Source organism: Ruegeria lacuscaerulensis (assembly GCF_013033355.1).
GTDB classification, from domain to species: domain Bacteria; phylum Pseudomonadota; class Alphaproteobacteria; order Rhodobacterales; family Rhodobacteraceae; genus Ruegeria; species Ruegeria lacuscaerulensis_A.
In genome coordinates this window covers 1-24,743 of the sequence record NZ_WQDY01000010.1, presented here as the reverse complement: position 1 = coordinate 24,743, position 24,743 = coordinate 1, and the positions used below count along the sequence as shown (strand labels likewise).

Genomic DNA, 24,743 nt, shown 5'->3' with positions numbered 1-24,743 from the left:
TCAAAAAAGAGAATTCTACATCGCAAACATGCCCCTTAGCTTGTCAAAGGAAAGGCCATTCTCTAGGACCAAAGACAACCTAGGTTTGATTGAGTGAAACCAACATGCAGATTACTCCCGTTCTTTTGTGCGGAGGCTCTGGAACCCGCTTGTGGCCGCTTTCCCGCAAAAGCTATCCAAAGCAATTCGTGTCCCTGATCGGGGACAACACCCTGTTTCAAAGCTCGGCGCTGCGATTGTCCGCTGACAACGATCAGCTGCAATGCACCGCACCAATGGTTCTGACCAACTCGGACTTTCGCTTTATCGTGACCGAGCAATTGCAGGCCGTTGGCATTGACCCCGGTGCCATCCTGATCGAGCCCGAGGGCCGCAACACTGCCCCAGCCGTTCTGGCTGCCGCCCTTCATGCGCATGCTGAAAACAAAGACGCAGTGCTGTTGGTTGCACCGTCCGACCACGTCGTTCCTGATGTCGCAGCATTTCACGCTGCTGTGGCACAGGGTCTGGATGCGGTGGCGCAGGGGCAACTGGTGACATTTGGCATAACGCCGACACATTCGGAAACGGCTTATGGATACCTGGAACTGGCTGAACAACCCGGCACAGACGGCGCCACTGTTCCTTTGAAGCAATTCGTGGAAAAGCCCGATGCCGAGCGGGCGGCTCAGATGTTGGCGGCTGGAAATTTCAAATGGAACGCCGGTATCTTTCTGTTCCGCGCGACCGATATCATTGCAGCTTTCGAAAAACATGCGCCAACGCTGCTGGAGCCTGTGCAAAAAGCGCTGGACGTCGCTAAACCTGACCTGGGCTTTCTGCGTCTTGCAGCTGAACCATGGTCGAAGGCCGAGGATATCTCGATCGACTATGCAGTCATGGAAAAGGCGGACAACCTAGCCGTGGTTCCGTTTGATGCAGCCTGGTCGGATCTGGGCGGCTGGGACGCGGTATGGCGCGAAAGCGGGCCAGATGCCGACGGAGTCGTGACCACCGGAGATGCCACCGCCATCGACTGTCATGACACTCTGCTACGGTCGGACAGCGACAGGCTTGAGGTCGTGGGTATCGGGTTGAACAATATTATGGCCGTTGCGATGAATGATGCGGTGCTGGTGGCAGACAAATCCCGCGCGCAGGATGTCAAGAAAGCCGTTTCCGCGCTTAAGGCCAAGGGGTCGGCGCAAGCCACCCAATTCCCCAAGGACCATCGGCCTTGGGGGTGGTTTGAGAGCCTGGTTGTGGGTGACCGCTTTCAGGTTAAGCGGATACTTGTCCATCCCGGCGCGTCATTGTCGCTGCAAAGCCATGTCCACCGGTCTGAGCATTGGATCGTGGTCGAAGGCACCGCAAAAGTGACAATCGACGACGACGTAAAACTGGTGACCGAAAACCAGAGCGTTTACGTACCTCTCGGCTCGGTCCACCGGATGGAGAATCCGGGCAAAGTGCCCATGGTACTGATCGAAGTTCAGACCGGCGCCTATGTCGGCGAAGATGACATCATTCGATACGAAGACGTTTATGCGCGGGACTGATCGCATCAACTTCATGGCAGCGCGGTATTAAAGCGCTGTCAGTTTCACAGGTTTTTTGAATGACAGATTTTAAAGCGCTTCCAACCGAGCATTCCGAGAGGAATTCGGCCGATTTGGCGGGGCTTCGGGTGGCAATTGTTCACTATTGGCTTTTGGGCATGCGTGGAGGCGAAAAAGTTGTCGAAAGCCTTCTGGAGCTGTTTCCGAACGCGGTCATAATCACCCATGTCTACGACCCCGCTCAGGTCAGTGACAGGATCAGACGGCACGAGGTTCGGGAAACCTTTATCTCGAAGCTGCCCGGCGCGCGAAAGCACTATCAGAAGTACCTGTCCCTGATGCCAATGGCGCTTGAGCTTATGGATATGACCGAGTTCGACGTGATCCTGTCCAGCGAAAGTGGCCCGGCCAAAGGTATCATCCCCCGACCCGACGCGGTGCATCTGTGTTACTGCCATTCGCCCATGCGCTATATCTGGGACCATTATCACATCTATCGCGCCTCTGCCGGTCGCTTCGCCCGTCTGGCAATGCCGTTTGTGGCGCACAAGCTGCGGATATGGGATGTCACCAGCGCCGCACGGGTGGACCGTTTCATGGCAAATTCGGGCTTCGTCGCCCAGCGCATAAACAAGTATTACAGGCGTGAAGCAGATGTCATTTTCCCACCTGTCGAAATCGATGACTTCAGTATCTCGGACGACGTCGGCGATCACTATCTTCTGGCGGGGGAAATGGTGTCTTATAAACGGGCGGATCTGGCCGTTGATGCTTTTAACGCTTCGGGGCGTAAACTGGTTGTCGTCGGCGATGGCGAACTGCGCGAAGAGCTGACGAAAAAAGCCAAAGACAACATCACGTTTCTTGGGCGTTTGCCCTTTGCGGAGCTGAAACGCCAATTTGCAACCTGCAAAGCTCTGGTCTTCCCCGGGGAAGAAGATTTCGGGATCATCCCGGTCGAGGTGATGGCCTCGGGGCGGCCAGTGGTGGCCTATGGGCGCGGCGGAGCATTGGATACAGTGCTGCCGAGTGTTTCAGGAGTGCATTTTCACGACCAGACAGTGACAGCGTTGAATGCCGCGATTGATACGCTGGAGGGCGACGTGGCGCTAACCAATGCACCTTCGAAAATACGCGCGCATGCGGCCCGGTTCGATCAACGGGTCTTCAAGGCTAAAATCGCGGATCTGGTGAGGCAAGAACTGCACCTGACCGCCCCGGACTTGCGCCGCGCATAATGCTCCAAAGCGACACTAACACGGGCACAAAGACCTCGGGCAGAAGGTTTGCCCTTAGAAGCCTAGCCGCCCTGTGTATAAAATGCGGAGCGGCGGGGCTTTCATTTCTGATGTTCGTCGCCTTGTCACGCAGCCTTGGCGACGTGGGATTTGGACAGTTCAGCTTTGCGTTTTCATTGGCGACTATATTGGCAATTGTCGGGTCGATCGGGCAACGCAGTGTCATTCTGCGCTTTGCTTCGTTCTATTTGCACGAACAAGAGGACGCCAAAGCCCGGGGCGTTTTGCGGTTCAGCTATGCCATTGTCCTAAGCGGTTCGATCATAGCGGCATTGGGCTTGGCTTTGATGGCATACAGCCTGCCGTCCTTTGCAAACCAGCAGGGTTTGTTGTGGTCTGCGGCCCTGTTGACGGTTGCGCTGGCTCTGGCCGAGTTTCAGCCCAATCCACAAAGGGCTGCGGGTTCGGTCTGGATCGCACTTGTTCCAAGGGACATCCTGTTCCGCCTGATCGTGATCTCGGTGGCCGCTCTGGCGGTATCCGGATGGTTGCCTGGTTTGAATGCAGTGACCACAGTGTTGATCATGTCGGGCCTTTTGATCGTGCTGACATTGGCGCAGTCCTTTCTGCTCCCCCTGACGAACCCGTTGCGATTGTTGCGCGGGCCTGCCGATTTCAGTGAGAAACGCAAATGGCTGTCGGCCTCATGGGGGATGTGGGGAAACTCGGTTGTCAACGCGGCTGGGCGCAACGTGGCGATTGTCATCCTTGGCGGGCTGCTTCCTGCCGCTATGGTCGGTGCCGTTTTTGCCGCCCTGCGCACGGCCATGGTGCTTGAACTGTTCCTGATGGCGATCAACATCGTCGCAGCCCCCTTGCTGGCGGCCCAGTTTGGCAGGAACGATCACAATGGCGCGGAAACCACCTGTCGCCGGATTAGCCTGATGCTGGGCCTGCCCACTTTAGCCAGCTTTCTGATATTCGTTCTGTGGGGCGACCACATATTAGAGCTGTTTGGCCCCGGATATGCAGTGGTTCACCCCGAGTTGATCGTGATCAGCTTTGGCTATCTTGTCAGCGCCTTTTCAGGGCCGACGACCCAGATCATGGAGATGTCGGGACATGAGCGGGTGCACTTTGTCATGCTGTCCGTCACAACAGGTCTGTCCTTGGCGGCCTTGCCCTTTTCCGTTTCGGCTTGGGGGACCATGGGCGCTGCGTTTTGCATAAGCCTGAACCTGATTGCTCTGAACTGTGCTGCCTATTTTTATATTTTCCGGAAAACAGGGATCTCTTCCGGACTGGTAAACCTGTCCTTCCTTGCAAAGGAGCCACGGGCATGAGCGATCAAAAAAGCCCCGTGAACTTTTTGTATCTGGGGGGCGACAAATGCGGCTCGACCTGGATTTGGCATATTTTGAACCAGCATCCCGATGTCGCTCTGGCCACCGCGAAAGAGATTTTCTATTTCGACCGCTTTTACGACAAAGGTCCGGACTGGTACCGCCGTCAATTTCCCGACGAAACCAACGCCACACGCATCGGTGAGATCTGCCACGATTATCTTTATTCCGAGGTGGCGTTGCAAAGGGTTGCGCATGATCTGCCGCAAGACAGCCGGTTTCTGGTGACGGTACGCGACCCGGTTTCGCGCTGCGTCTCTCATTGGAAATACCTGCGAAAGATTGGCCGGACGACGGCTAGTTTCGAAGACGCCTTACACCAGCAGCCGCAGATCATCGAACACTCGTTGTTCGGCAAGCACGTTCAGAACGCCATGCGCCACCTTGGAAAAGATCGCGTGCATGTTCTGGATTTTGGGCAACTCAGATCAGATCCACATGGGTTTGGTCGCGCCATGAGCGAGGCACTGGGCATTCGTTTCATGGACACCCTGTCCTATGACGACCGGATCCTCGAAGCACAGGCCGCTCGAAGTCCGATGCTTGTCGGCCTATTGCGCAATAGCGGTTGGGCGGTCCGCCGTCTTGGGTTGCCCGGCGTCGTATCCAAGGTCAAAAGCAGTTCGCTGGTTTCGAAGATCCTGTTCACCTCTGATGCCGGATCAAACCCTGCCGCGCCCAAGGCGCAGACTCTGGAAGACCTGCAAAACCGGTTCGGACCGGATCAGGCGCTGTTGGCAAACATTTTGGTATCAAAGGGAACGGGATGAAGATCGTATTGGCCGCAGTCATGCATAGCCCCAATCTCGGGGACGGTTTGATCGCCGATTGTCTGACAACTGAGTTGCGTCGCCAAAACGAAGGTCTTGATATGTGTTGGTTGGACCTGGCGGGGCGTCAGACGTTTGCCAAACCACCAAAGGGTGCCCGGACCTTGCTATTGTCCCTGCTAAACCGGTTGCCCCAAGGCATCTCTCAACACCTTGCGACCCGACTTGTCAGGCGACAAATCCGCAAACGGCTTGAACCGTTGATCCCCGATCGCTTTGGCGACGCCGCGGCCGTCGTGATTGGCGGAGGTCAGTTGCTGAGCGATGCCAACCTGAATTTCCCCCTCAAGATATCCCGTGTCGTGCACGAAGCAGAGCGGCGCAACCTGCCCATCGCCCTACATTCCGTTGGCGTCGCAAAGACCTGGTCACCCCGCGGTCTTGCGGTTTTCGCCGATCTATTGAGCTCGACCAAATTGTGCTTTGTGTCTGTTCGCGATCAGGCATCGGCGGACAATCTTCGTCAGCACTACGAAACACTAGGGTTGAACGCACCCGAGATTCACGTAGTTCCTGATCCGGCCCTCATCGCGGGCAATTTGGACTTGCCTCCACCGCCAGCCAATGTTGCGGGAACCATCGGATTGGGTGTCGCACACCCGGCGGCCATCAAAACCCATACCGATCAAGGCGCGATTGGCTTCCGACAGTCCCTATCTCAGTACCAGTCGATCCTGGCCGAGTTCCAAACCCGACAAGAACCCGTCACGCTGTTCACAAACGGGGCGGGCGAAGATGAAGAGATGCTGGACCAACTGTGGACGTCCCTTTCATCCAAGCAAAATCTGTTCCGGATGCCGCGACCACAAAAACCGCGAGAGCTTGTCGCCGCCATAAAGGCCATGGATACGGTCGTGTCTCACCGTTTGCACGCATGCATCACCGCACATGCGGTCGCGACTCCCGCTATCGGGTTTCGCTGGGATGCCAAGCTTGACGGGTATTTCGCCCGTGTCGGAGAAAGCGGTAATCTTTTGAACTTTGACGATAAGGCACAGACTATTACAGAGCATGCCGTTGCCTTGAAACGGGCGAAAAAACCAGCCGCCATTGAAACGCAAATTCCGCTGGTCCAATCAGGGGCGCAATTGCTTTTGGAGAGCTTGTCCAAGCCCTGACCGGACCACGAATTCACTCGATTGCTGGACGCATCTGCGCTTGGGTCAGAGAAACTCCATACTTCGGCAAAGTACGTGAAAGAACCCCAACAAAGCCAAACCAGGAAACAGTTTGGTAGGGATCAGTGTTGCCAGAACCGGAATGAAAAAGAAGAAATAGCGCGCATTCTGGAACGCATAGGTCACGTGCGTATAGAAAAAATACACCGAGAAAAAACACAAAACCAACCACAGATGCTGTCTGAGGTTGGTACGGAACTCGGCCGAGCAATACAAACATACGACGACAATCACAGAAAATAGCGCGTCTATCCAATAGGCTCCGGTGTGCAGGCTGAAAAAATGGAAGCTTGCGAAGAAAACTGACAGGCTTTCAAACGGTGTATAATCGGGATTAGCGACGCTTCTGGTCCAGTCAAATCGCTGGATCAGACCTCCTATCCACGGAAACGCGTAAGCGGCGCCCGTTTTCATTGCGGCGTCCAGAAAAACAGCCAGACCGACAATACCAAGCGGAACCGATTTCTCAAAACCCGAGCGTTGCAGAAACAAAGCGGCTCGGAACGTCAGAAGAACGCCCAGATTGGCCTCTCCGGTCGTGTATAACATCACACCCAGAAGTCCCATCACAATGCCTTCTTTTCGGGCGGACAAGTCCGGACGTATCAGGCAGAACGGGAAGTAGAAAAACTCCCAGTAAATCTTCGAGAATAGAAAGATCGACAAAGGCCAAATTGCGGCCAGCACAGCTGTCTTTCTGTTCACCAGCCCTGTGTAAACAAGCGTCAAGGTCACCAATATGTTGAACGCAAACAGAACCAGTCGCATCCAGATTTCAGCAGCCGGAACCGGACTGGATCCATGTTCACCAGGCAAGATGATTTCTATGAAGCGGGCAACTGCTTTGACTTCATCCGGCCGTCGTTCAAAGGTGAATACCACAGCTTGAAATGCAAATTGGAACAGCAGAAACAGAACAACTGCGCCAAGTGCGATATAGGTGCTTTTGTCGCTGTCTCGACGATCAACAAAAACATCGACCATTATGTGCGTCGGTCCTCGTTCTGCGTGTCGCAGTATTCGAAATTCTCAACGAGTTGAATCTGATATGATGTATTCTACCCAGGGTTTTTCTAGCCTGATTTGACGAGAATTGCGAGCGGAGTTTTTGCATCGCGGTTTACTTCAAATCGGGGGGGCTTGTTCAGGCACAATCAGAAACCGAGGTGGCGGTGCTGATGGTCCGCCGCCTCTGTGTGCCAGATCGTTAAAGCGTAATCTTTGTTAACGCACGATCGATTATGCGACCCCACCAGATTGTGCCGCATAGAACGCCCGAACCACGGCCAACTCATCTTCACTGGGAACCCGATTCATATGGACGCCGCCATAGTCCCGAATATTCGCGGCATTTGGGCCATAGACCTGATATGGGGCCGCGCTTGAATCTGTCAGGGCGGCGCCGCTGCCCGAAACGACGATACCATTCACGTTTGCAACCCGCGTCGCGAGATCATTCGCCCCGGTGACAACGACATCCACACCAATAAGCGATGCCGAGGTGTTAACGTTGATCGGAGAGCTGCCAAAAGCAACTGTCACCCGGTTCGGTTGGGATTGCGGTGTCGAGATAAGTGGCTGCCGCGCGCTGCCCTTGTTGCTGACAATATGCGCGAAAGATCGCTGGATACTGATCGTCCGAAATGCGACGGCTTCGAATACAGAGACCGAGAACGGAACCGTTCCCTGAAACTGCAAAACATCATCCACGCCGTCACTTTCCAGCCAATGGTGAGTTCCGTCGGTGGCATATATCGGTGCCGCCGCCGGGCTGGGTGCCAGAAAATAACCCCCCAATGCACCTTTGTTGTTCATCCGAAGCACAGGATCGCCAGAAGACGTAACGGGAACCGTACCCGCCGCGTCCTGAAACAGGGACGATCTGTCAGAGGGGTCGCGCCACAATAGGGGCTTTAAAGACCCAATTCCAACGGGTTTGTTGCGGGTCGCCAGCGAAGGGATCGAAAAACTGATATCCATCATGTTGCGGATCCTGTGCAAGGCATGGCATTGAATTTCGACATCCGTTTCGGACAAAGCGAACACGCCCCGTCATAGTCAAGCGCCTGAGGCATTTTCCTGGTCTCCGTTTCAGATTTCATGGTGGCAGACGTCACAATCGGAACAGTCCATGTGTTCCCGTGACCTCAACGCGTCATCGCCAAGATGGTTTATGAACTTTGTTGACTTTGGCTTATGTCACCGCACGGCACTTAAACAACTTGAGGCCACGCCACTATAAGTTGCAAATTTGTACCTGCCTGATTTCCTAATTTTGACCCATGCCTGTGTGCTGAGCGACGAGCGCCAGATTTGGCAAAAACTACTTAAAGTTTATTTACGCTGTTAACCATCTATTAATAGACGTTTGCGCAAATCCTGACTTATCGCACCCTTTTTATCGAGGGGTATTCGTCCAAGGATCAGGACAGAAAAAAATGTTGGATTTTTCGTCCCTAGCGCCAATACAAGGCGATCCCATTGATCAGCATGACTCGCACGTGGTCGCGCAGGGTCTGTACACCGTCTTTGGGAAACGCGCGTTCGACATCGCATTAGCCCTGGTACTTCTGCCTTTCGTTGCGCCTGTTATCGCTGTCCTTTGGTGCCTTGTCCGCCTTGACGGTGGACCCGGATTCTTTGGCCATACACGCGTCGGACATAACTCTAAGCTCTTCACATGTTGGAAGATTCGTACGATGGTCGTCAACGCGGAAGGCCACCTTCGCGCCTTACTCAAGACGAACCCAGAAGCCGCTGACGAATGGGAGCGCGACCGGAAACTGACCAATGACCCAAGGATAAACCGGCTTGGCCATATGCTGCGGAAGACCAGCTTGGACGAGCTTCCACAAATCCTGAACGTCTTGAAGGGTGAGATGAGTTTCGTCGGTCCCCGCCCTGTGGTGGCTGCCGAGTTGATAAAATACGGCAGTGCGGCATCGTCTTATCTGGCTCAGAAGCCGGGTATCACTGGCCTGTGGCAAGTCTCTGGCCGGAATGATCTTAGTTATGACGAACGGGTCAAGATGGACGTGGTTTACCTTGCCCACCGCAGCTTTGCGACCGACTTGAAAATACTTTCTCTCACCGCTTCGGCAGTGGTTTTCGGGACAGGGCGCTAGTAGCTTTCATCTTTCCCTGAAAGGTCATACGAAGAAGGTTAACACACCTTATACGTGCATCAACAGAGCAAAACGCCCGAAATGAAGCAAACTCCGATCCACAAAATACCGTTCCCCGCTAGCGGCACCGTGGAAGAACGCCTCGATAGCGGCGTGACCGACCTCAACGCACTGGCTCAAACCCTGTGGCGTGGCAAGTGGTCAGTTTTTCTCGTCACAATTGCGGCAATTCTGGTGGGTGCGTTCTACGCTTTTGTCGTGGCCGTCCCTGTATACAGGTCCACAGCGGTTGTGATGTTAGAGACGGATCAAACCAGCGTTGTTGATCTGCAAAGCGTCGTTGGGGGGCTTGGCGGCGAAACTGTCGAGGTCAATTCCGAGCTTGAAGTCCTTAAGTCTCGTGGGCTGATGGGCACAGTGGTCGACCATCTGAACCTTGTCACCGACCCTGAGTTCAACACTCAGCTTCAGCCAAAGACCGTGTTTGATCGGTTGAAGTTGCTATTGATGCCGTCGACAAACGATGGCCCAGCATCGCCACCATTTTCGGACGAACTGGCAAAACATGTCATGCGGGACGACGTGATCTCGGCCCTGCTTCGGGCAACTGCCATCCGAAATGTTCCGCAAACTCTGGTCTTCGAGGTCACTGTCGAAACAAAAACAGCGCAAAAGTCAGCGCTGATCGCGGATACGATCGTCGAACTTTACGTCCTGAACCAAATCGACGTGAAGTTTCAAGCGACCGAACAAGCCACTGGATGGTTGACCGATCGTTTGGCCGAGCTGCAGGTCGATCTGGAAACGGCCGAGGCGAAAGTAAACGCCTTTAGCTCTGAAACATCTTTGATCTCGCCCGAAGCCCTGCAGCTACAGAAAGTTCAACTGAAAGATCTTCGTGAACGCCGGATAAACGCCGAGATGACGCGCGCTGCGGCGCAGGCTCGGTATGATACCTTGATGGGCGCTCCGGACCGGACCGCCCGCGTCCAGGCTGCTCAGGACCCTCAGCTGGCGCAGCTTTACGCTCAAATTGAAAATTCTGGTACACAGGCGTTTGACGCGGCGTTTCAGCGCCTGATGACCCGAACTGAGCGTGACATTAACCGAGCTGCGCATCAGGTGGAGGCTTTGGCTCGGTCGTCTGATGACTTGAGCGCGCAGATCGCGCAACGCAGCGCCGACCTGATCTCCCTGCAACAACTGACGCGCGAAGCCGAGGCAGTTCGGTTGTTGTACGAATACTTCCTTGCCCGCTTGAAAGAGACTTCGGCGCAAGAGGGTATTCAGAAGGCCGACAGCCGCCAATTATCTCGCGGCGTGATCCCAAGCGATCCGTCCAAGCCCCAGAAACCTCTAATACTGATCTTGTCTGCGGTTCTGGGCGCAATGCTGGGGATTGCCCTCGTTCTGCTGAACGAAGCCCGGCGCGCGGGTTATCGGTCAGCGCAGGAGGTCGAGCGTCAGACTGGCTATAGTGTTTTGGGTCAAATCCCCGTTTTTCCCGCACGCGGCCGGCGCAAAGTGCTGGAATATCTGGCCGCTAAACCTTCGTCCGCGACCGCCGAGGCGGTTCGAAACCTTCGCACCTCGCTTATGCTGTCAAATGTAGATCGCCCGCCTCAGGTTGTCGTCATGACGTCCTCGTTGCCGAGCGAAGGCAAGACAACCAACGCGTTGGCTTTGGCTCAGAACCTTGTCGGGATCGGTAAGAAAGTGCTTCTGGTCGAGGGAGACATACGGCGGCAGACCATGACCACACAATTAAAGGGCGCACCCAAAGCCGGCATAGTTTCGGTTCTTTCGGGAATCTTGACCGCGCAGGAAGCGATCTTTCAAGACTCTCTTGTTGGTTGTGACATCCTTGCTGGCGAGAAAACTTCGGCAAATGCTGCAGATCTGTTTGCCTCGGAACGGTTCCGTCAATTTCTGGACGGCATGCGCGCGGTCTACGACATTATACTGATCGATACACCGCCAACTTTATTGGTATCAGACGCGCGACTGATTGCACGAAATGCAGATGCTGTTCTTTTGACGGTCAAGTGGAACACGACAACCGAACAGGACGTGCAGGAAACATTGCGCCTGTTCCATACGGACAACCAACGCATTACCGGCATTGTTCTGGGCCAGATCAATACCCGTAAAGCAAAACACTATGGCTACTCTTATGGTGGATATGGCAACGCATACTACAGCAACTGAGCTCGGCTTTTCACGCCAAAAAATCGCCGAACCTAAGACAGACACCATTCAATGTGCCACCAAATAAAGGCCACGCCTTTAATTCGTAGTACTCACTGTGCTTGTAGTGCTGTTGGTCGATCCTCCGCCACCGCCTGCAGCGGCCAAACCAGCGGCCGCGGCAACCACGCCAAGCGCTGGCGCAACAAGCGGAACAAACCCGGTGACACCTGCTGCTGCCGCAGCCTCTGCTGCGCCGCCCGCGACAGTGCCTCCGTTTTGGGCCGTTGTTGAGGCATCAGGCGCCTCTTGTGCGAAAACCCCTGTGGTTGAAATCGCGAAAACAAAAAAGGACGTTCTGATCATAGTCAATCTCCTAAGGATAATGCTGCTCCGGTTTCGTGACGTGACGGGAACGGCAAGAATAGTTTAGACGAAACTACATTCATATCTCTTCCATAAAAATAATAATTTTCAGATAATTATTTCAATTTCGCTAAGACGCGAAAGTCATAAACACCCTTCGCTTTAAAACACGTTTGGATACGCAACATCTGAGCGATCGCTTGTTTCTTTTGCAAAAAAACAACACGCTATACGTGCATAATGCTTGGCTGCGTTTACACAAGACGTGGCATTTAAAATCCTTTAACCAAAGGCCAATCTACAAGCGAAAAGCAAACGTGATACAACGAGCGGTCTCTTTCAGGCAACGAATTATCCTGACGTTAATCTGTGTATTCATGATGACGAGCGCGCACGCGCAGGGCGTCTCGACCTATGGCACACCGGGCCTGATCGAGACTCCAACCGCTGAAGTGTTTGACGACGGGGCATTGGTTTTTACCGCCGCCGGATTCCGTAAAACCGGGCGCGGTACGATGACATTCCAGCTTTTGCCATGGATCCACGGAAGCTTTCGATATTCCGTTCTGGATGACTTCAACATTGATGGGTCTTCCACATTTTACGACCGCAGCTTTGACATCCATTTCCGGCTTCGAGAAGAAACGGAAAACGGGCCAGCCGTCGTCGTAGGTCTGCGCGATTTCGGCGGTACAGGAATTTACGCAGCGGAGTATTTTGTTGCCACAAAAACAGTGCGGGACCGTTTCAAACTGACCGGTGGCATTGGATGGGGTCGTTTGGCCGGGCGGGGCGCTTTCTCGAACCCATTGGGGGTGTTTTCTGACAGGCTGGACACACGACCCCCTCGTGAAAGCGGCGGCATTGGTAGCACGGGACAGTTGGACACTGGAAACTGGTTTCAAGGCGATGCCGCCCTGTTCGGCGGTGCAAGCTGGGCTTTTAATGAGCGCCTGACCTTGATGGCCGAGTATTCTTCTGACCTTTACACCGAAGAACATGACCGTACCGGGTTTACCGTCAAAACTCCAATCAATCTTGGTGCGCAATATCGGTTTCGAAATGGAACACAACTGACGGCGTCGGTTTTATATGGCACCACATTTGGGCTGACCTACAGCTATTTTGTTGACCCCCGCAAATCCGTGACTCCGGGGGGCCAAGGCGCGTCCCCACTGCCGCTGTTGCCCCCAAGCCAGGTCGCTGACAAAGCCAAGCAGGGCGGCATCCGCACCCGGCTGCAGACTGCGCTCAGTCAGGAAGGCTTGCGCCTTGTATACCTGTCAGAGACCCCTGAAACCGTTCGTGTCGGGGTTGAGAACGCCACTTACGGGCAGGCCGCTCAGGCCTTGGGACGCACGGCCCGTGTTCTGGCAAACGAGCAACCGCCTCAAACCCAGCATTTCGAAATTGCGCTTATGTCCAATGGAGTGCCACTTAGCGCGGTTCGCGTAAATCGCAGCGATCTTTATGAGCTTGAGAACGACCCCGACAACGCATGGCGCAGTTTTGCCCGGTCTCAGGTCTCAGATACGATCCCGTTGGTACAGGGGAGCGTTCTGACAGATGCGTTTCCCCATTTCTCCTACCGGTTCGGTCCATACCTGAACTTTTCGTTCTTTGATCCCGATGAGCCGCTGCGCTACGAAGTCGGCGCGGCATTGGGACTGGATTATACCCTGTCACCCGGGTTCACGCTGTCGACTGCACTGCGTCAACCGATCATTGGAACACTGGATGACAGCACGCGTGTGTCGGACTCGACGCTGCCCAGAGTGCGATCGGATTGGGCAATATATGCGCGCGAATCCGATACCCGCATCGAACACATGACAGCTGAGTACATGTGGCGTCCAGCCGAGAACCTCTTTGCCAGGGCGACGATGGGGTATCTCGAGACCATGTTCGGCGGCGTGTCGACGGAACTGCTGTGGTACCCGGTGAAAAGCCGCCTCGCCCTAGGGGTCGAAGCGAATTACGTGGCCCAACGCGACTTTGATGTGCTGTTCGGCTTTCAGGATTACAGCGTCGCCACCGGGCATATCTCGGCCTATTATGACCTGCCGGGCGAGTACAATGCACAAGTCGATGTAGGGCGATATCTGGCAGGTGACTACGGCGCGACGTTTGCACTGGATCGCGAGTTCACCAATGGCTTCAAGGTTGGGGCCTTTTTCACTTTGACAACTGTCGGGTTCAGTGAGTTCGGCGAAGGGTCATTTGACAAAGGTATCCGTCTGGAAGTTCCCGTCAGTTGGCTGACCGGACGTCCATCGCGAAACAAGATCGCTCAGACAATCCGCCCTGTGCTGCGCGATGGCGGTGCGCGGCTGAATGTTCGTAACCGACTGTACGGTGTCACCCGCGAGGCCCGCGCGCAGCGTTTGTCCCGTGGATGGGGGAGGTTCTGGCGATGAAAATACGGCGCTTCTTCATTCTTGGCCTCTTGCTGGTCTCTTGCGGTGAGGCGCAAGAAGATTTCGATCTGCTCAAAGGCGCTCTGCAACCCAACGCGCCACGGTTTCATCCGCGTGCCAACACCTTGGCGACTCTCCGCCCGATTCCGCCCCGGCTTGAAGTTGGATTTCCCTCCCGAGATCTGGCGGGTGTGATGCTGCTTGAGACCGAGCGGGACGGGGTGCAATCCTGGCTGACGGCAGATGGGGCGGCTATCACTTTGGACCACGGCATGCTGACTTCGGCAAAGGGTTTTGGGAGCGGCATGTCCAGCTCTGACGTGCGCCAAAGCGCGGCGCTGATCCTTGAAGGCCAAGAGGGGCAGGCAAAGCGGTTCCACAGTTTTCTCAACGGAAATGATGAAATCGAACTGCACGCCTATGTTTGCCAGATTGCCAATCTAGGCGCCGAAACTGTCCTACTGAGCGGCAACCCCGTCGCCACGACGAAGCTGCAGGAAAACTGTTTTGGGATCGAGGATACGTTCACCAACACATACTGGGTTCAAAACAGCGCGCAACGGGTCGTTCAATCCTTGCAATGGACCGGCAATTTTCTGGGCAACATGTTCATCAAACTGGTGCCCGATGACACGTAAGACTTTCAATAACAAAGGACGCATCATGCCCAAGATACACATTATTCTAAGCGTGCTGACCGTGATCGGTCTGACGGCAGGATGTTCAACGATCTATCGCAGCCCTTCGGTAACGGCTGGCGTTTCGGACAGTGGCAGCGTGCGCGTTGTACCGTTAACACCGGAAACCGTTCTGGTCGCGAACCGCTCGACCTATGCGCCCAAGACACTACCGTCGGTCTTTCAGGCTTCGGCCGGGTCTGGCGCGGGCACCAGCCAACGCGGGGTCGGGCCTCTGCCGGATGCGCCATCAACTCAGGACGGTTCGCGCGCAGGGTTACGGCTGGATCCTCCACCGCAGGTCAACCCCGGTGCCTATACGATCGGAATCGGCGACGTACTGGTGCTGTCCACCCCATCGACACAGGGCAGCGCAGGCGAGTTGTCCGGCCTTCTGGCGGCGCAGAACAGCCGCAACGGATACACCGTGCAAGATGACGGCTCGATCAACATCCCAGATGTCGGGCGGGTGCGTCTGCTGGGCCTGACCGTGGACGAAGCAGAAGCTGTTGTGTTCCAAAGGCTGGTCGAAAACCAGATCGACCCAACATTCAGTCTGGAAATCGCCGAATTCACCTCGCGCCGCGTGTCGGTTGGTGGCGCGGTCGGAAAACCCGGTGTCCAGCCGATCACGCTTAACCCATTGACTCTGGGCGAGGCGCTGGCCTCCGCAGGATCAGTCTCGGTCAGTGATATCGACAACAGCTCGGTACGGGTCTACCGGGATGGGCAGATGTACCAGATCCCGCTAGAGGACCTGTACGCTCGCACCGATCTACAGAACCTGAACTTGATCGCGGATGACTCGGTCTTTGTTGACACGGACTACGATCTGGACCGCGCCGAACGGTATTTCGCACAACAAATTCAACTGCGTGAAACGGTTCTGGAGGGACGACGCACATCGTTGCAAGAACTGTCCACCGCCGTCGCCTTACGCCGGGACGAGCTGAACGAAAGGCGCGACAGCTTTATCCAATCCGTCGAGCTGGACGCCGTGGATCGCGACTACGTTTACCTGAGTGGAGAAGTACGTACTCAGGGGCGTTATGCCCTGCCGTTCAATCATCGCGCAACTCTGGCCGATGCACTGTTTGACACTGGCGGCGGGGTCGCCAAGGAAACCGGCGACGCGTCTGAGGTTTACGTACTGCGCGCTTCTCAGGATGTGCGCGAATTTGGTGCTGTCACCGCCTGGCATCTCGATACGCGCAACGCGGCGCATCTGACTCTGGCTGCCCAGTTCGAACTTCGAAACAACGACGTAATATTCATCGCCGAAAACCCGGTTACACGGTGGAGCAGAACAATCAGCCAGATCACCCCATCGCTGATCACGACCCCGATTGTTGCAGCGTCAAATTAGGGATTTTGCAGCCGGGCCCATCGGCAGGGCTCGGCTCGTTTATCGACGCCTTTGGGCGCGTTCGAACCGCCGCTTATCCCAGCAACATCGCGTGAATACCCGATGCGGTGGTTCCGGTCGCGTGAACCTTGGATACGCCCACAGGCAGGATCGAAAAGTCGGCCATTTTCACAGTACGGTTTTCGCCCTGTACCGTCGTCACAACCACAGTACCGCCGGTTTCGACATACAAGCCAATTGCCACGGCCGCCAGATCGGCGCTGTCGGAGGGTATTACGGGTGCAATATCACGGGCAGGACCGGTCAGGCTGGAGGCACGGTTGTTGAAAGGATTCGTTGTCATGGATCAGATCTCGCTGTGTTTGTCAGTTTGCGAGACCCTAAGAACAGGCCGTTAACGAGCTCAAAGCAGTGCGCCCGTTGCCCACCAGGTCACGCAGTCAGCTTTCCAGGAATCTTGGCTCGGTCCCATCCAGGCATACCGCGCTCAGCCGGCCTGTTGCGAAAGCCCCGGTATCTATCGCGATACGCCCGCGTTCTGCCTTCGCTTTTGGGACGATCGTGTGCCCATGAACCACCCACATCCCGTCACGTCTGTCCTTTTTATTGAAATCAGGATGGCCCCAAATCAATGCTTTGTCAGACTGCTCATCAAGCGCACGGCTCGGATCGGCACCGGCGTGTGTGACCAGTACAGTCCCAGTCAAGAACCGATTATGCAGGGCGGCCAGCCAGGAACAAATGGGCTGTCCCATGGCAAACTGCAACTGGTTACGGCAGTCCTGCAGGTCGTCTCCGCTCATTTCCGGTCGAACGCCTGATACGCCGAACGAGGCCAAAGTCTGCAATCCGCCATACCGAAGCCAGCGGTGACCATGGCGTTTGGGGTCCTTCAGAAACCTCAACAACATCTCTTCGTGATTGCCCATCAAGCACGTAATGTCGGTGCGCGCGCTGAGCAGCTTTAGCACCTCGGCGCTATGCTCGCCGCGGTCGATATAGTCACCGACCATAACCAGGCGGTGATCGTCTGGAACTTTCGCCAGAAGGTGCTCTAACTGCGATATACATCCGTGGACATCACCGATGACGCAGATCGGTTCGGCCGGCATTGGGGTCGCAAATTCAGCGCGCCTGAAACGTCCAATCAGGGATGTCAGAGTTTGCAATGGGCCGCACAAACCAAAGAGGTGAAGATTGGGCATAGTAGTATCGCGGCGACCCAACCGCTACAAGCGGTCCAGTGTTATGCCGGTCGGCAGGGCGGCACACCCATGCGTATCAGCTCGGCACCTTTGATCTTGTGCACGCCATGAATTCTGTTGCGTCCAGTCTCCATAAACCATGATCGCAAAGGTTCGGGGTAATATGCCGCCATGACTTGGCTAAAGTAGTCAAAATCCTCTTTCGACAACCGGCGCCCCCCACGTGAAGGACCATGGAACCCGAAAACCGTGCGTGGTTCAACGCACGTACCGGGCAAGCCCAGAAACATTGTACAGGTCGAAAAACAGACACGCCCGCGAATTTCGATCTGAACCCCATGTCTTTGAAGATTCTCCAGCTCGACAATGCGATCGTGTAAATATCCACCCCGATCATTACCAACTATGAAGGAGTTAAACGTTTCCGCCAAACTGACCGTCGGCAGACACAGCAAGCCAACCCAAGCAAGACACATGACCAGACCGGCACGGCACCGGTTGGTTTTGCGACCTTCCACCCGTAGTTTCGCTCGGCAGCTCCACATCCCTTTTCTCCAACCCGATGAAACACGGGTTCAGAGCTAGTCGGCATCAGGACCGTAGAGGTGCACGGCATGTGTTGAAAATGTGTTTTAAATCAAAGATTTATATTTACTTCACTGAAAATTTTAGCGGCCTTGGAGATTACTACAGGAAGTCGTTTACGCCGAACGGCCGAGATACAGTCGTCGGTGGCATCCGGGCTTTGAATTAGTTGTTAAAACAATCCCGGATGATCTGGTTACCGTCCGTATCTATGGCGCCCGTATCGAACTTAATTTGCGGTGCCAAACGTGGGCGAGTGAAGGCAATCGAATCAAAGGTTTGGGCTGAGATAATCAAATCGCCAAACCAAGGGGTATAGTCCAGAAACGCCTCGGTCATGAGTAACGTGTCACCCTCAGCAAAAAGCGGGATCCGGTCCGCGTAGAAGATCATCTGCGCATTTGTAAGATCCGTCAGCCCGTCGGTCGACTCGGACCAACAGAATTCCAGAACACGCTGCGCCTGATCCGCGCAATCAGCCGTACACTCGACCGTCGACATCCTTAGTTCGGTTGGATAGCTGTTGTTTGTCAGAAACCTGTAAATGCTGTCCATACCGTCGAAATAACTTGAATCGATGAAATTGTCTTCCCGGCTGACCATGTCAGATACGGTATAGGCTGCCTTAGACTGCAGATACGTAACCCGTATCGCATCCTGCACAACGATGCCTCCGGCCGTCAAAAAGATCAGAAACGGTAACACCATTCCCATCTCGACAAGCGCAGCACCGCTTGTATTTGCTTTAAAGCGGGCAACAGCGCCAGACACGGCGCGGGTGTAACTGTTCAACTGGTTAAACATGTCAGAAAGGCTCGTTCACAAAGGCTGATTTGGACACAAGGGCGAAATTCCCGAACTCGTCATACCGCGGCAGCGATCGCAGCGCGTTGATCGGGGGAAACAATGAGCCCTGAATCAGGCAGGCCCGCGCCACCATCAACTGGTTCTCGATTCCAGTACTGAAATCAATTGGCGGCATATAACCGTCTTCCGGTGTCGTATCGAGGCAATTGGTTTGACCCAGATCCAAGTTCCACACCGATCTTTCTACCTCGCGCACCTGCAGCAACAGGTTGTCCGAACAATTCCAAAGGATGAAACGCGCCAAGGGTTTGGCACACATAGCATCTTTGACCTTTTCGTGATCCGGATCGGGAATCAATCCGAGGCGTAGCTCGCGAAAAGTCTGGTCCGTCACACGATCCAGCGAGATCTGGCGCATCTTCAGAAAGCTGAACTCAAGCGTCATATAGCAGATCAACAAAAGCAGCGGTAAGCAGAACGCATATTCGACCAGCACTGCGCCAGCTTCTTTCTTTCGCCAATTTCGAAGTCTGGTCATAAAGCCGCCGTTCGCATTGGATTCTGGTTGTTGCGATACGGCCATATTTTTGTCGTTACGAATGGTAGTCATGATCAAAACCCTCCGCCCTCGCTACTGTGTCAATCGCAAGCGGTTGATCTGCCGCGCGATCGACTCAAAGGCCGAGGCAATATCGAGGCTATTCACGTCATAGAAAAAGGCGGGGGACGAGGCACAGTCCAAAAGAGTGGCATCGCCCTGCGCATAGGTATCCATGCCGATGGTAAAGACAGTGATACCACTGTCCTTGGCCGCCTGACAAATCGCGGAGGTACGAGGGTTCTTCGTCGTGTTTAGGGTTGATGTGACGATCCGATTATAATGGTTGTTGGCCGATCGCCGGGTATCCGCTGGCGCAAGTATGTCGATTACAAATCGGCGTACTGGCATAGCTGCCCAGACCTCTGGCCAAGTCAAACGGACGGCTCCTCCGCCTGGCGACGTGCTCCAGAAGTTACCCGGGACGTGATAGTAATCAAATGGCCCGCGACGGTTCCTGAAATAGGCATACCTGTTCGTTCCTGGCACGTTGAATACCGGCGAATTGCCACTGCGAAAGGGGGGTTTGATGTCGTAGCTCTGCGTATTCTCACCGTCTGACATCACGATCAGATATTTTACCGTATCGGCGCTGGTGAAGTCATCAGGAACGTTTCGTGCGGCCGGAGCGGCTAAGTATTCAAATCCGGCAGTTCCTGACAAGGATGACAAAACCGGTCTCAACGACGGATCCAACATGGCAGCGCCCCATTTCGTCGCCATTTCAATCGAAGTGAAACCGTAAGGCTGCATTGCTCGGATACGCGCCTTAAGAACTTCGGGATCCTCCGCCCATGGAACAATGTCACGTACAGTAGAGTCAGTTGGGCAAACTGCGCCAAACTGAGTGACATCGCTGCCAAGCCCTCGGGCGTCATGGTGCGCTGTTCTGGACAGGGTCGTATCTGTAGGGATGGCTGTCGTTTGGTAGTCGGAAGCGTTGCTGAAGGTCACGCAGTTCGAAGTGGAATGCTCGGAACTGACCGTGAAGTTGTTAAGCAATGCTTCACCGACGGAAACCTGGGTTGCAAATGGAACGAGTGAAATCGTTGTGTTACCTGGCTGACCCGGGCGGGGTTGGACAGCGTCTACGAATGCTTGGGCTGCTGGAATCAACAAATCCATCCGAGACGGTGTGGCAGCTGGCCCGCTGGTAGCCCCTGGCGCCCACGACATCGAACCGGAATTGTCCAGGGCGACTGCAATTTCCAGATCCTGGCGCGACTCTGTTGCAGCACCAACAACGGGTACATCCCATGACTCCCAACCCACAACTTGTGTTAGATAAGCCGGAACTTCTTCGCCCGCAGTAATTCTTACCGTCCGTTCAGTTGGCGTGTTTACTATCGAGACATTCTTCAGGTTGGCAGCAAGCCCTGCTTTTTCAAAAAAATCCTCGACCAGATCTTCAGGATCCAAAACCTGCTCAAGATCAGCTGAGGCAAGGCTGGCCGCATCCGTCGTATTTTGCAGTTTGACCCGAACATTCTCGGTCAGCGCAAGCTCCAGCGCAAACCCAATAAATGCAAGCATCGGGATGATCATCATGGCGACCAAAACCAGAACCGCACCCTCGGACTCGCTACGGAAACGGGTCATCAATCCACATGCGTCATCACTGGTTTGCTGGCTTCGCTTTATCGAAATGAAGACCGATTTTCCTTCGGTCAAATCTTCAAAATCTGTACCCATCTGAACAACTCATAACTGGTGGAACCGCGAACAATTTGAAAAAGCAGTTAATAACTTACACCAAAATGAACTTAAAATGAACTGGAAATGAACGAATTTTGTCAATTTTGGGACACATTCTTTTAATCGGATAGCTTGTACCATCTTCAAACCCGTGACTCTGCGGCATCGTCATATCCGGTGAGACGAGTACTCGCGAATGCCATCCTAGCGGTATGTGTGCCAAGTTTTCTGTTGTATTTCAAAAGTTTGAAATGCTGCTGTGCTCGCATTATTTTTCCGAACCAAACAACCTACTTGTTTGGTTTAGTCGATTAGGGGCACGGAAACTTGGTGTCACACGCTTTAAGCTACATGTCTTTCATCGCTGACTACGGTCATTTTTGAACATGAATTGGTGAACCACATACCAGTTATTCACTTATTGTTTCCACCAAGCTTGAAATTCATTTTTTAGCACTCAGTGATTAATCGATTCTGAGCCCTCTAACTCTGAATCGTTAAGGCGGGATCCCGGTTGCCGATCCTGACCGGCTGCCACATCGATAACCCGACTCGCGCGGTTCGGTCGCGTGGATTGTTTCGAACAAGCAGAAAATACTTACGCAAACGTCAACGAGCAATGCAGTTTCACTCGGCTGACGGCGCTGACAGATCTGACGGAAACTGCGCGTTGGTTTTTCTTCAGCGTGGAGAATCGGCGACTACAGTGGTTCGTTTTGATTCTGTTAGTGTGCTGTTCTTTACTCTGTTGCGTAGCACCGCTGTGGCACCACGCTCCAACACGTCAAACGCAAAAAACGCCTCTTCGGGCTGTGTATCGGTTCTCTGGCACTAGAGATTGGTTGCAGGAGCAGGATTTGGCCTATACCGAACGTTAACGGAACTATTAATCTAAAAAGCCATCTCTACGCATTCCCTGTCTGTTTGAAATAATGGCCGCTTTGGACGGAAAAAGTGACAATCAAGAAACCCGTTTCAACGTCCGCACTGAGCCCAATGCAGTCTTGGTGAGAAACGTGCTTCAGCGTGCTAACGGTTCGTTCAACTGCATAGAATTTGAGCAACTAGAGTTGTTGACTATGCTCGATTGTACGTGTTTTCAACTTTCGGGAGATAAGGATGCCAAAGCCGATCCTTCAATAATGCCGCCGAAAAGCAGGTACCATCGCTTAAATTGTACTCGGTTGCTCAATGACGTGGTCATCAACCATTTCCGTACAAAAATTTCAAACAGAGCAAGAAAACACGGAAGTTGTTCTAGCACCGGATGCATTCTCGCCCTATGCGGGTCGAAACTTTCCGCAACGACCTCTTTGGGGAGACTCTCACCTCCACACGTCTGTTTCTGTTGATGCGGGCACGATGACTCGGCTCACGCAGGAGCAAGCTTTCCGCTTTGCGCGTGGCGAAGAAGTAACCACGACTCATAGTCTACGCGCGAAGCTATCACGTCAGCTGGAAATGCTAGGGCAAGGTATGCAGTTCGGGTATGTCACAGCCGCTTCGGATAGGTAGGAACAGATAACTTTGGCCAGCCGCTCAGGCTCCAAAGTGTCGCTTAAATCCGCAAACTGATCAGTGTTCGAAAAGAGCATTAACCACATGCAAATTAACCATATTTTATTGAGTAATACTGGTGCGATCAGCAGTCCCGGTCCGCTCGGCGAACCAATTGAGCCAGCTCAAGTTTCTTCAATCGCCTTGGCGTTCGATAAAGAACTTTTCTAGAATTCATCCCCTTGATGACAAGTTTATGACAGTTTTTGCCTATATACTCTAACATATGAATCTTTACTGAGAATGCCATGCGCAATATCCTGTCAAATAAGGTTTCGAACTCATGTATAGACCCTAAGACAATGAAAAATATACGTAATTTAGTCGAAAACGAAGGCGGAGTATTCACTATATTCGCTCTGTGCGGGTTTTTATGCCTTTTGGCCTTAAACTGATACGATCGCTACAAGCGTGACAAGGTTGGACCAACATCCGTCTTCTGAGCGTTATCGCCAGGGTTGTACGGCGTTGGTCTTCCGGAAAACTTTGATTTTTGATTTACCCAAGCGGAGTGACCGAGGAACTTTTAGTTTTAGGATAAAGGGCTACCGACGCGGCTTTTATCGACGTCGCCATCGCTCAGCAGTTGGTCAATCGATCAACTTATGATGCCCTTGCCTTATTGCAGGTGCGTACGAAACACTGTAGCTCCCCAAAGACCTCCCGAATGCCTATGAATTGTACGTTAGGGCAGATGAGGAATGCCTTTTCTCCTCATCCCACTTGGTTATGACCACGCATAAACGACCCTTTCTGTTGGAACAATCATAAGTAGTCGAATTGGTCACCAGAAAGTAACGAAGCTGACGTAGAATTTGCCTCATCGGCATCCAACGCGTTAACTGCACCGTTTACAGTGCCTTCATTGTTGTATTCATCCAGTGCGTCCAAAATATCCTTGCCTTCACTCTTCCAAGCCTCACTTCTGGCCCGAACGATTGGACCGTTCAAATCAAACTTTGAGTCACCGTTGGGCTTTGGAGCTCCGTCGCCATGCTCAAGCAGCCATCCCACAGCTTGATCGATCCAGTACTCTGCGTCGTCGCTATCAATATCTGCGTCGCCATCTGTAATTGAATTTCCAGCCAGATAGTTCAGCCATGTAGCAACAGCTTGCCGACCAACGTCATCTATTTTATTTTGCTTCGGAGTGTCAGCTTCGTTCCGGACAAGATCAAGAGCGTCATCGAGATCTATTAAGATTACGGTTTCGCCATCATCGGCATAACCATTTTTATTGTAGTCTCCGATTAGTAACGCGTCTACAGTACCCAAGTCGTTGTCTGGATTATAGATTTCGTCATTCTCATCTATGTCGCCGTCTCCGTTACTGTCGTAGCGAACGTTGTACGTTAGTTCGCCGTCTGGGAACTCGTCTTTTTCCGGTTCGATCTCATTACCTTCCACACCATCCCAATAACTGAGGAGCTTGAAGCTGTTTCCCCATCCGCCGGGAGTACGCACGCCCGGGCCTTCGCTTTCAAGACCGAAGTAATAGGCGGGGTCCTCATCAGCGGCGCCTTGATCTGTAGTAACGCTAGCTATATTCAAGTGCTGACCCGCCACGAGCGGCAATGTGTATTCCAGATATGCGCTTTCACCTACATCCAAAATACCGTCTTGGTTGCCGGATTCGATAAGAGTAAATCCAGACAAATCGATCTCTCCAGTGGCGCTGTCGAAATCGCTAATAGTGATGCCAGTAAGCGTCACATTCCCTGTATTGGTTAACTCAATACGAAAAGTTGCGTCCCCATCGGAAACTGGCGCTTCTGGCCCTGCCGGATCATTTGCATCCTGGAAGCCATTTCCATCCCCAACATCGACCAGCTTTACAAGGTCTATCCCAGGCTGGTAGGCGATCGGCTGCTGCGCGGAATCCGACACTTCCTCCGTCTCAGCACTGTCGGCAGTCGCCGTGTTGTCGATGTTGCCATCGTCGTCGTCACCGCCAAGATCATCGGGCTCAAG

The 24,743-nt window shown here is 53.7% G+C and carries 20 protein-coding genes; 11 read left to right on the top strand and 9 right to left on the bottom strand.

What is annotated here, in order from left to right; translation table 11 throughout:
• Nucleotides 1-104: 104 nt before the first annotated feature.
• Genes GOW48_RS16465 through GOW48_RS16445 form a run of 5 tightly spaced genes read left to right on the top strand, consistent with a single transcriptional unit; the run spans nucleotide 105 to nucleotide 6,127 of the window.
• A complete protein-coding gene (locus GOW48_RS16465) occupies nucleotides 105-1,538 on the top strand; it encodes a mannose-1-phosphate guanylyltransferase/mannose-6-phosphate isomerase (RefSeq protein ID WP_170755302.1) in 1,434 nt (477 codons plus the stop codon).
• A gap of 59 nt (nucleotides 1,539-1,597) precedes the next feature.
• Nucleotides 1,598-2,776 carry a glycosyltransferase gene (locus GOW48_RS16460; RefSeq protein WP_170755301.1) on the top strand — a complete coding sequence of 393 codons (1,179 nt, stop codon included), beginning with the start codon at nucleotides 1,598-1,600 and terminating at the stop codon, nucleotides 2,774-2,776.
• Nucleotides 2,776-4,119 carry a lipopolysaccharide biosynthesis protein gene (locus GOW48_RS16455; protein ID WP_170353895.1) on the top strand — a complete coding sequence of 448 codons (1,344 nt, stop codon included), beginning with the start codon at nucleotides 2,776-2,778 and terminating at the stop codon, nucleotides 4,117-4,119. The genes GOW48_RS16460 and GOW48_RS16455 overlap by 1 nt, the downstream gene beginning before the upstream one ends.
• Nucleotides 4,116-4,949, top strand: a complete 834-nt coding sequence (locus GOW48_RS16450; protein ID WP_170755300.1) for a sulfotransferase family protein — start codon at nucleotides 4,116-4,118, stop codon at nucleotides 4,947-4,949. The genes GOW48_RS16455 and GOW48_RS16450 overlap by 4 nt, the downstream gene beginning before the upstream one ends.
• Nucleotides 4,946-6,127, top strand: a complete 1,182-nt coding sequence (locus GOW48_RS16445) for a polysaccharide pyruvyl transferase family protein (RefSeq protein WP_170755299.1) — start codon at nucleotides 4,946-4,948, stop codon at nucleotides 6,125-6,127. Before GOW48_RS16450 ends, GOW48_RS16445 begins: the two co-directional genes overlap by 4 nt.
• A 45-nt stretch (nucleotides 6,128-6,172) precedes the next feature.
• Here GOW48_RS16445 and GOW48_RS16440 read toward each other — a convergent pair whose 3' ends face one another.
• Nucleotides 6,173-7,171 carry a hypothetical protein gene (locus GOW48_RS16440; RefSeq protein WP_170755298.1) on the bottom strand — a complete coding sequence of 333 codons (999 nt, stop codon included), beginning with the start codon at nucleotides 7,169-7,171 and terminating at the stop codon, nucleotides 6,173-6,175.
• A gap of 255 nt (nucleotides 7,172-7,426) precedes the next feature.
• Nucleotides 7,427-8,170: a hypothetical protein gene (locus tag GOW48_RS16435; protein WP_170755297.1), complete on the bottom strand. Its 744-nt coding sequence runs from the start codon at nucleotides 8,168-8,170 to the stop codon at nucleotides 7,427-7,429.
• A gap of 455 nt (nucleotides 8,171-8,625) precedes the next feature.
• On the opposite strand from GOW48_RS16435, the gene GOW48_RS16430 reads away from it, so the two are divergent.
• A complete protein-coding gene (locus GOW48_RS16430) occupies nucleotides 8,626-9,312 on the top strand; it encodes a sugar transferase (protein WP_170755296.1) in 687 nt (228 codons plus the stop codon).
• A gap of 81 nt (nucleotides 9,313-9,393) precedes the next feature.
• Nucleotides 9,394-11,520: a polysaccharide biosynthesis tyrosine autokinase gene (locus GOW48_RS16425; RefSeq protein ID WP_170755295.1), complete on the top strand. Its 2,127-nt coding sequence runs from the start codon at nucleotides 9,394-9,396 to the stop codon at nucleotides 11,518-11,520.
• A 78-nt stretch (nucleotides 11,521-11,598) separates the two neighbouring features.
• Here the strand turns inward: GOW48_RS16425 and GOW48_RS16420 are convergent, their stop codons facing one another.
• Complete coding sequence (locus GOW48_RS16420) at nucleotides 11,599-11,865, bottom strand: hypothetical protein (protein ID WP_170755294.1); 267 nt, start codon at nucleotides 11,863-11,865, stop codon at nucleotides 11,599-11,601.
• A 377-nt stretch (nucleotides 11,866-12,242) separates the two neighbouring features.
• Between GOW48_RS16420 and GOW48_RS16415 the strand changes: the two genes are divergently transcribed.
• Genes GOW48_RS16415 through GOW48_RS16405 form a run of 3 tightly spaced genes read left to right on the top strand, consistent with a single transcriptional unit; the run spans nucleotide 12,243 to nucleotide 16,325 of the window.
• Nucleotides 12,243-14,282: a YjbH domain-containing protein gene (locus tag GOW48_RS16415; protein ID WP_170755293.1), complete on the top strand. Its 2,040-nt coding sequence runs from the start codon at nucleotides 12,243-12,245 to the stop codon at nucleotides 14,280-14,282.
• Nucleotides 14,279-14,920, top strand: a complete 642-nt coding sequence (locus tag GOW48_RS16410; protein ID WP_170353909.1) for a YjbF family lipoprotein — start codon at nucleotides 14,279-14,281, stop codon at nucleotides 14,918-14,920. The genes GOW48_RS16415 and GOW48_RS16410 overlap by 4 nt, the downstream gene beginning before the upstream one ends.
• Nucleotides 14,921-14,945: 25 nt before the next feature.
• Nucleotides 14,946-16,325: a polysaccharide biosynthesis/export family protein gene (locus GOW48_RS16405; RefSeq protein ID WP_170755292.1), complete on the top strand. Its 1,380-nt coding sequence runs from the start codon at nucleotides 14,946-14,948 to the stop codon at nucleotides 16,323-16,325.
• Between the two features lie 73 nt (nucleotides 16,326-16,398).
• On the opposite strand, the gene GOW48_RS16400 is transcribed toward GOW48_RS16405, so the two are convergent.
• The 5 genes from GOW48_RS16400 to GOW48_RS16380 form a co-directional block, all read right to left on the bottom strand.
• Nucleotides 16,399-16,668, bottom strand: coding sequence for a spike base protein, RCAP_Rcc01079 family (locus GOW48_RS16400; protein ID WP_170755291.1), 270 nt, complete (start codon nucleotides 16,666-16,668; stop codon nucleotides 16,399-16,401).
• A gap of 97 nt (nucleotides 16,669-16,765) precedes the next feature.
• The gene (locus tag GOW48_RS16395) at nucleotides 16,766-17,437 is read right to left on the bottom strand and encodes a metallophosphoesterase family protein (protein WP_234899437.1); all 672 of its coding nucleotides are present in this window, start codon (nucleotides 17,435-17,437) and stop codon (nucleotides 16,766-16,768) included.
• 843 nt (nucleotides 17,438-18,280) lie between these two features.
• Nucleotides 18,281-18,919 carry a TadE/TadG family type IV pilus assembly protein gene (locus tag GOW48_RS16390; RefSeq protein WP_170755289.1) on the bottom strand — a complete coding sequence of 213 codons (639 nt, stop codon included), beginning with the start codon at nucleotides 18,917-18,919 and terminating at the stop codon, nucleotides 18,281-18,283.
• 1 nt (nucleotide 18,920) lies between these two features.
• Nucleotides 18,921-19,532, bottom strand: a complete 612-nt coding sequence (locus tag GOW48_RS16385) for a TadE/TadG family type IV pilus assembly protein (protein ID WP_170755288.1) — start codon at nucleotides 19,530-19,532, stop codon at nucleotides 18,921-18,923.
• A gap of 21 nt (nucleotides 19,533-19,553) precedes the next feature.
• On the bottom strand, nucleotides 19,554-21,212 hold the full coding sequence (locus tag GOW48_RS16380) for a TadE/TadG family type IV pilus assembly protein (RefSeq protein WP_170755287.1): 1,659 nt from the start codon (nucleotides 21,210-21,212) through the stop codon (nucleotides 19,554-19,556).
• A gap of 1,194 nt (nucleotides 21,213-22,406) precedes the next feature.
• On the opposite strand from GOW48_RS16380, the gene GOW48_RS22795 reads away from it, so the two are divergent.
• Nucleotides 22,407-22,730 (top strand): DUF3604 domain-containing protein, encoded by a 324-nt coding sequence (locus GOW48_RS22795; protein ID WP_170755286.1) that lies wholly within the window; start codon nucleotides 22,407-22,409, stop codon nucleotides 22,728-22,730.
• Nucleotides 22,731-23,537: 807 nt separating this feature from the next.
• Here GOW48_RS22795 and GOW48_RS16370 read toward each other — a convergent pair.
• Nucleotides 23,538-24,743, bottom strand: a 1,206-nt coding sequence (locus GOW48_RS16370; RefSeq protein ID WP_214648673.1) for a DUF11 domain-containing protein, incomplete at its 5' end; no start/stop codon positions are given.

Excerpts from the sequence above, each read along its gene's own strand:
- GOW48_RS16465 (WP_170755302.1), top strand. The coding sequence starts at position 105 with ATGCAGATTACTCCCGTTCTTTTGTGCGGAGGCTCTGGAACCCGCTTG.
- GOW48_RS16460 (WP_170755301.1), top strand. The coding sequence starts at position 1,598 with ATGACAGATTTTAAAGCGCTTCCAACCGAGCATTCCGAGAGGAATTCG.
- GOW48_RS16455 (WP_170353895.1), top strand. The coding sequence starts at position 2,776 with ATGCTCCAAAGCGACACTAACACGGGCACAAAGACCTCGGGCAGAAGG.
- GOW48_RS16450 (WP_170755300.1), top strand. The coding sequence starts at position 4,116 with ATGAGCGATCAAAAAAGCCCCGTGAACTTTTTGTATCTGGGGGGCGAC.
- GOW48_RS16445 (WP_170755299.1), top strand. The coding sequence starts at position 4,946 with ATGAAGATCGTATTGGCCGCAGTCATGCATAGCCCCAATCTCGGGGAC.
- GOW48_RS16440 (WP_170755298.1), bottom strand. The coding sequence starts at position 7,171 with ATGGTCGATGTTTTTGTTGATCGTCGAGACAGCGACAAAAGCACCTAT.
- GOW48_RS16435 (WP_170755297.1), bottom strand. The coding sequence starts at position 8,170 with ATGATGGATATCAGTTTTTCGATCCCTTCGCTGGCGACCCGCAACAAA.
- GOW48_RS16430 (WP_170755296.1), top strand. The coding sequence starts at position 8,626 with ATGTTGGATTTTTCGTCCCTAGCGCCAATACAAGGCGATCCCATTGAT.
- GOW48_RS16425 (WP_170755295.1), top strand. The coding sequence starts at position 9,394 with ATGAAGCAAACTCCGATCCACAAAATACCGTTCCCCGCTAGCGGCACC.
- GOW48_RS16420 (WP_170755294.1), bottom strand. The coding sequence starts at position 11,865 with ATGATCAGAACGTCCTTTTTTGTTTTCGCGATTTCAACCACAGGGGTT.
- GOW48_RS16415 (WP_170755293.1), top strand. The coding sequence starts at position 12,243 with ATGATGACGAGCGCGCACGCGCAGGGCGTCTCGACCTATGGCACACCG.
- GOW48_RS16410 (WP_170353909.1), top strand. The coding sequence starts at position 14,279 with ATGAAAATACGGCGCTTCTTCATTCTTGGCCTCTTGCTGGTCTCTTGC.
- GOW48_RS16405 (WP_170755292.1), top strand. The coding sequence starts at position 14,946 with ATGCCCAAGATACACATTATTCTAAGCGTGCTGACCGTGATCGGTCTG.
- GOW48_RS16400 (WP_170755291.1), bottom strand. The coding sequence starts at position 16,668 with ATGACAACGAATCCTTTCAACAACCGTGCCTCCAGCCTGACCGGTCCT.
- GOW48_RS16395 (WP_234899437.1), bottom strand. The coding sequence starts at position 17,437 with ATGCCGGCCGAACCGATCTGCGTCATCGGTGATGTCCACGGATGTATA.
- GOW48_RS16390 (WP_170755289.1), bottom strand. The coding sequence starts at position 18,919 with ATGTTTAACCAGTTGAACAGTTACACCCGCGCCGTGTCTGGCGCTGTT.
- GOW48_RS16385 (WP_170755288.1), bottom strand. The coding sequence starts at position 19,532 with ATGACTACCATTCGTAACGACAAAAATATGGCCGTATCGCAACAACCA.
- GOW48_RS16380 (WP_170755287.1), bottom strand. The coding sequence starts at position 21,212 with ATGGGTACAGATTTTGAAGATTTGACCGAAGGAAAATCGGTCTTCATT.
- GOW48_RS22795 (WP_170755286.1), top strand. The coding sequence starts at position 22,407 with ATGACGTGGTCATCAACCATTTCCGTACAAAAATTTCAAACAGAGCAA.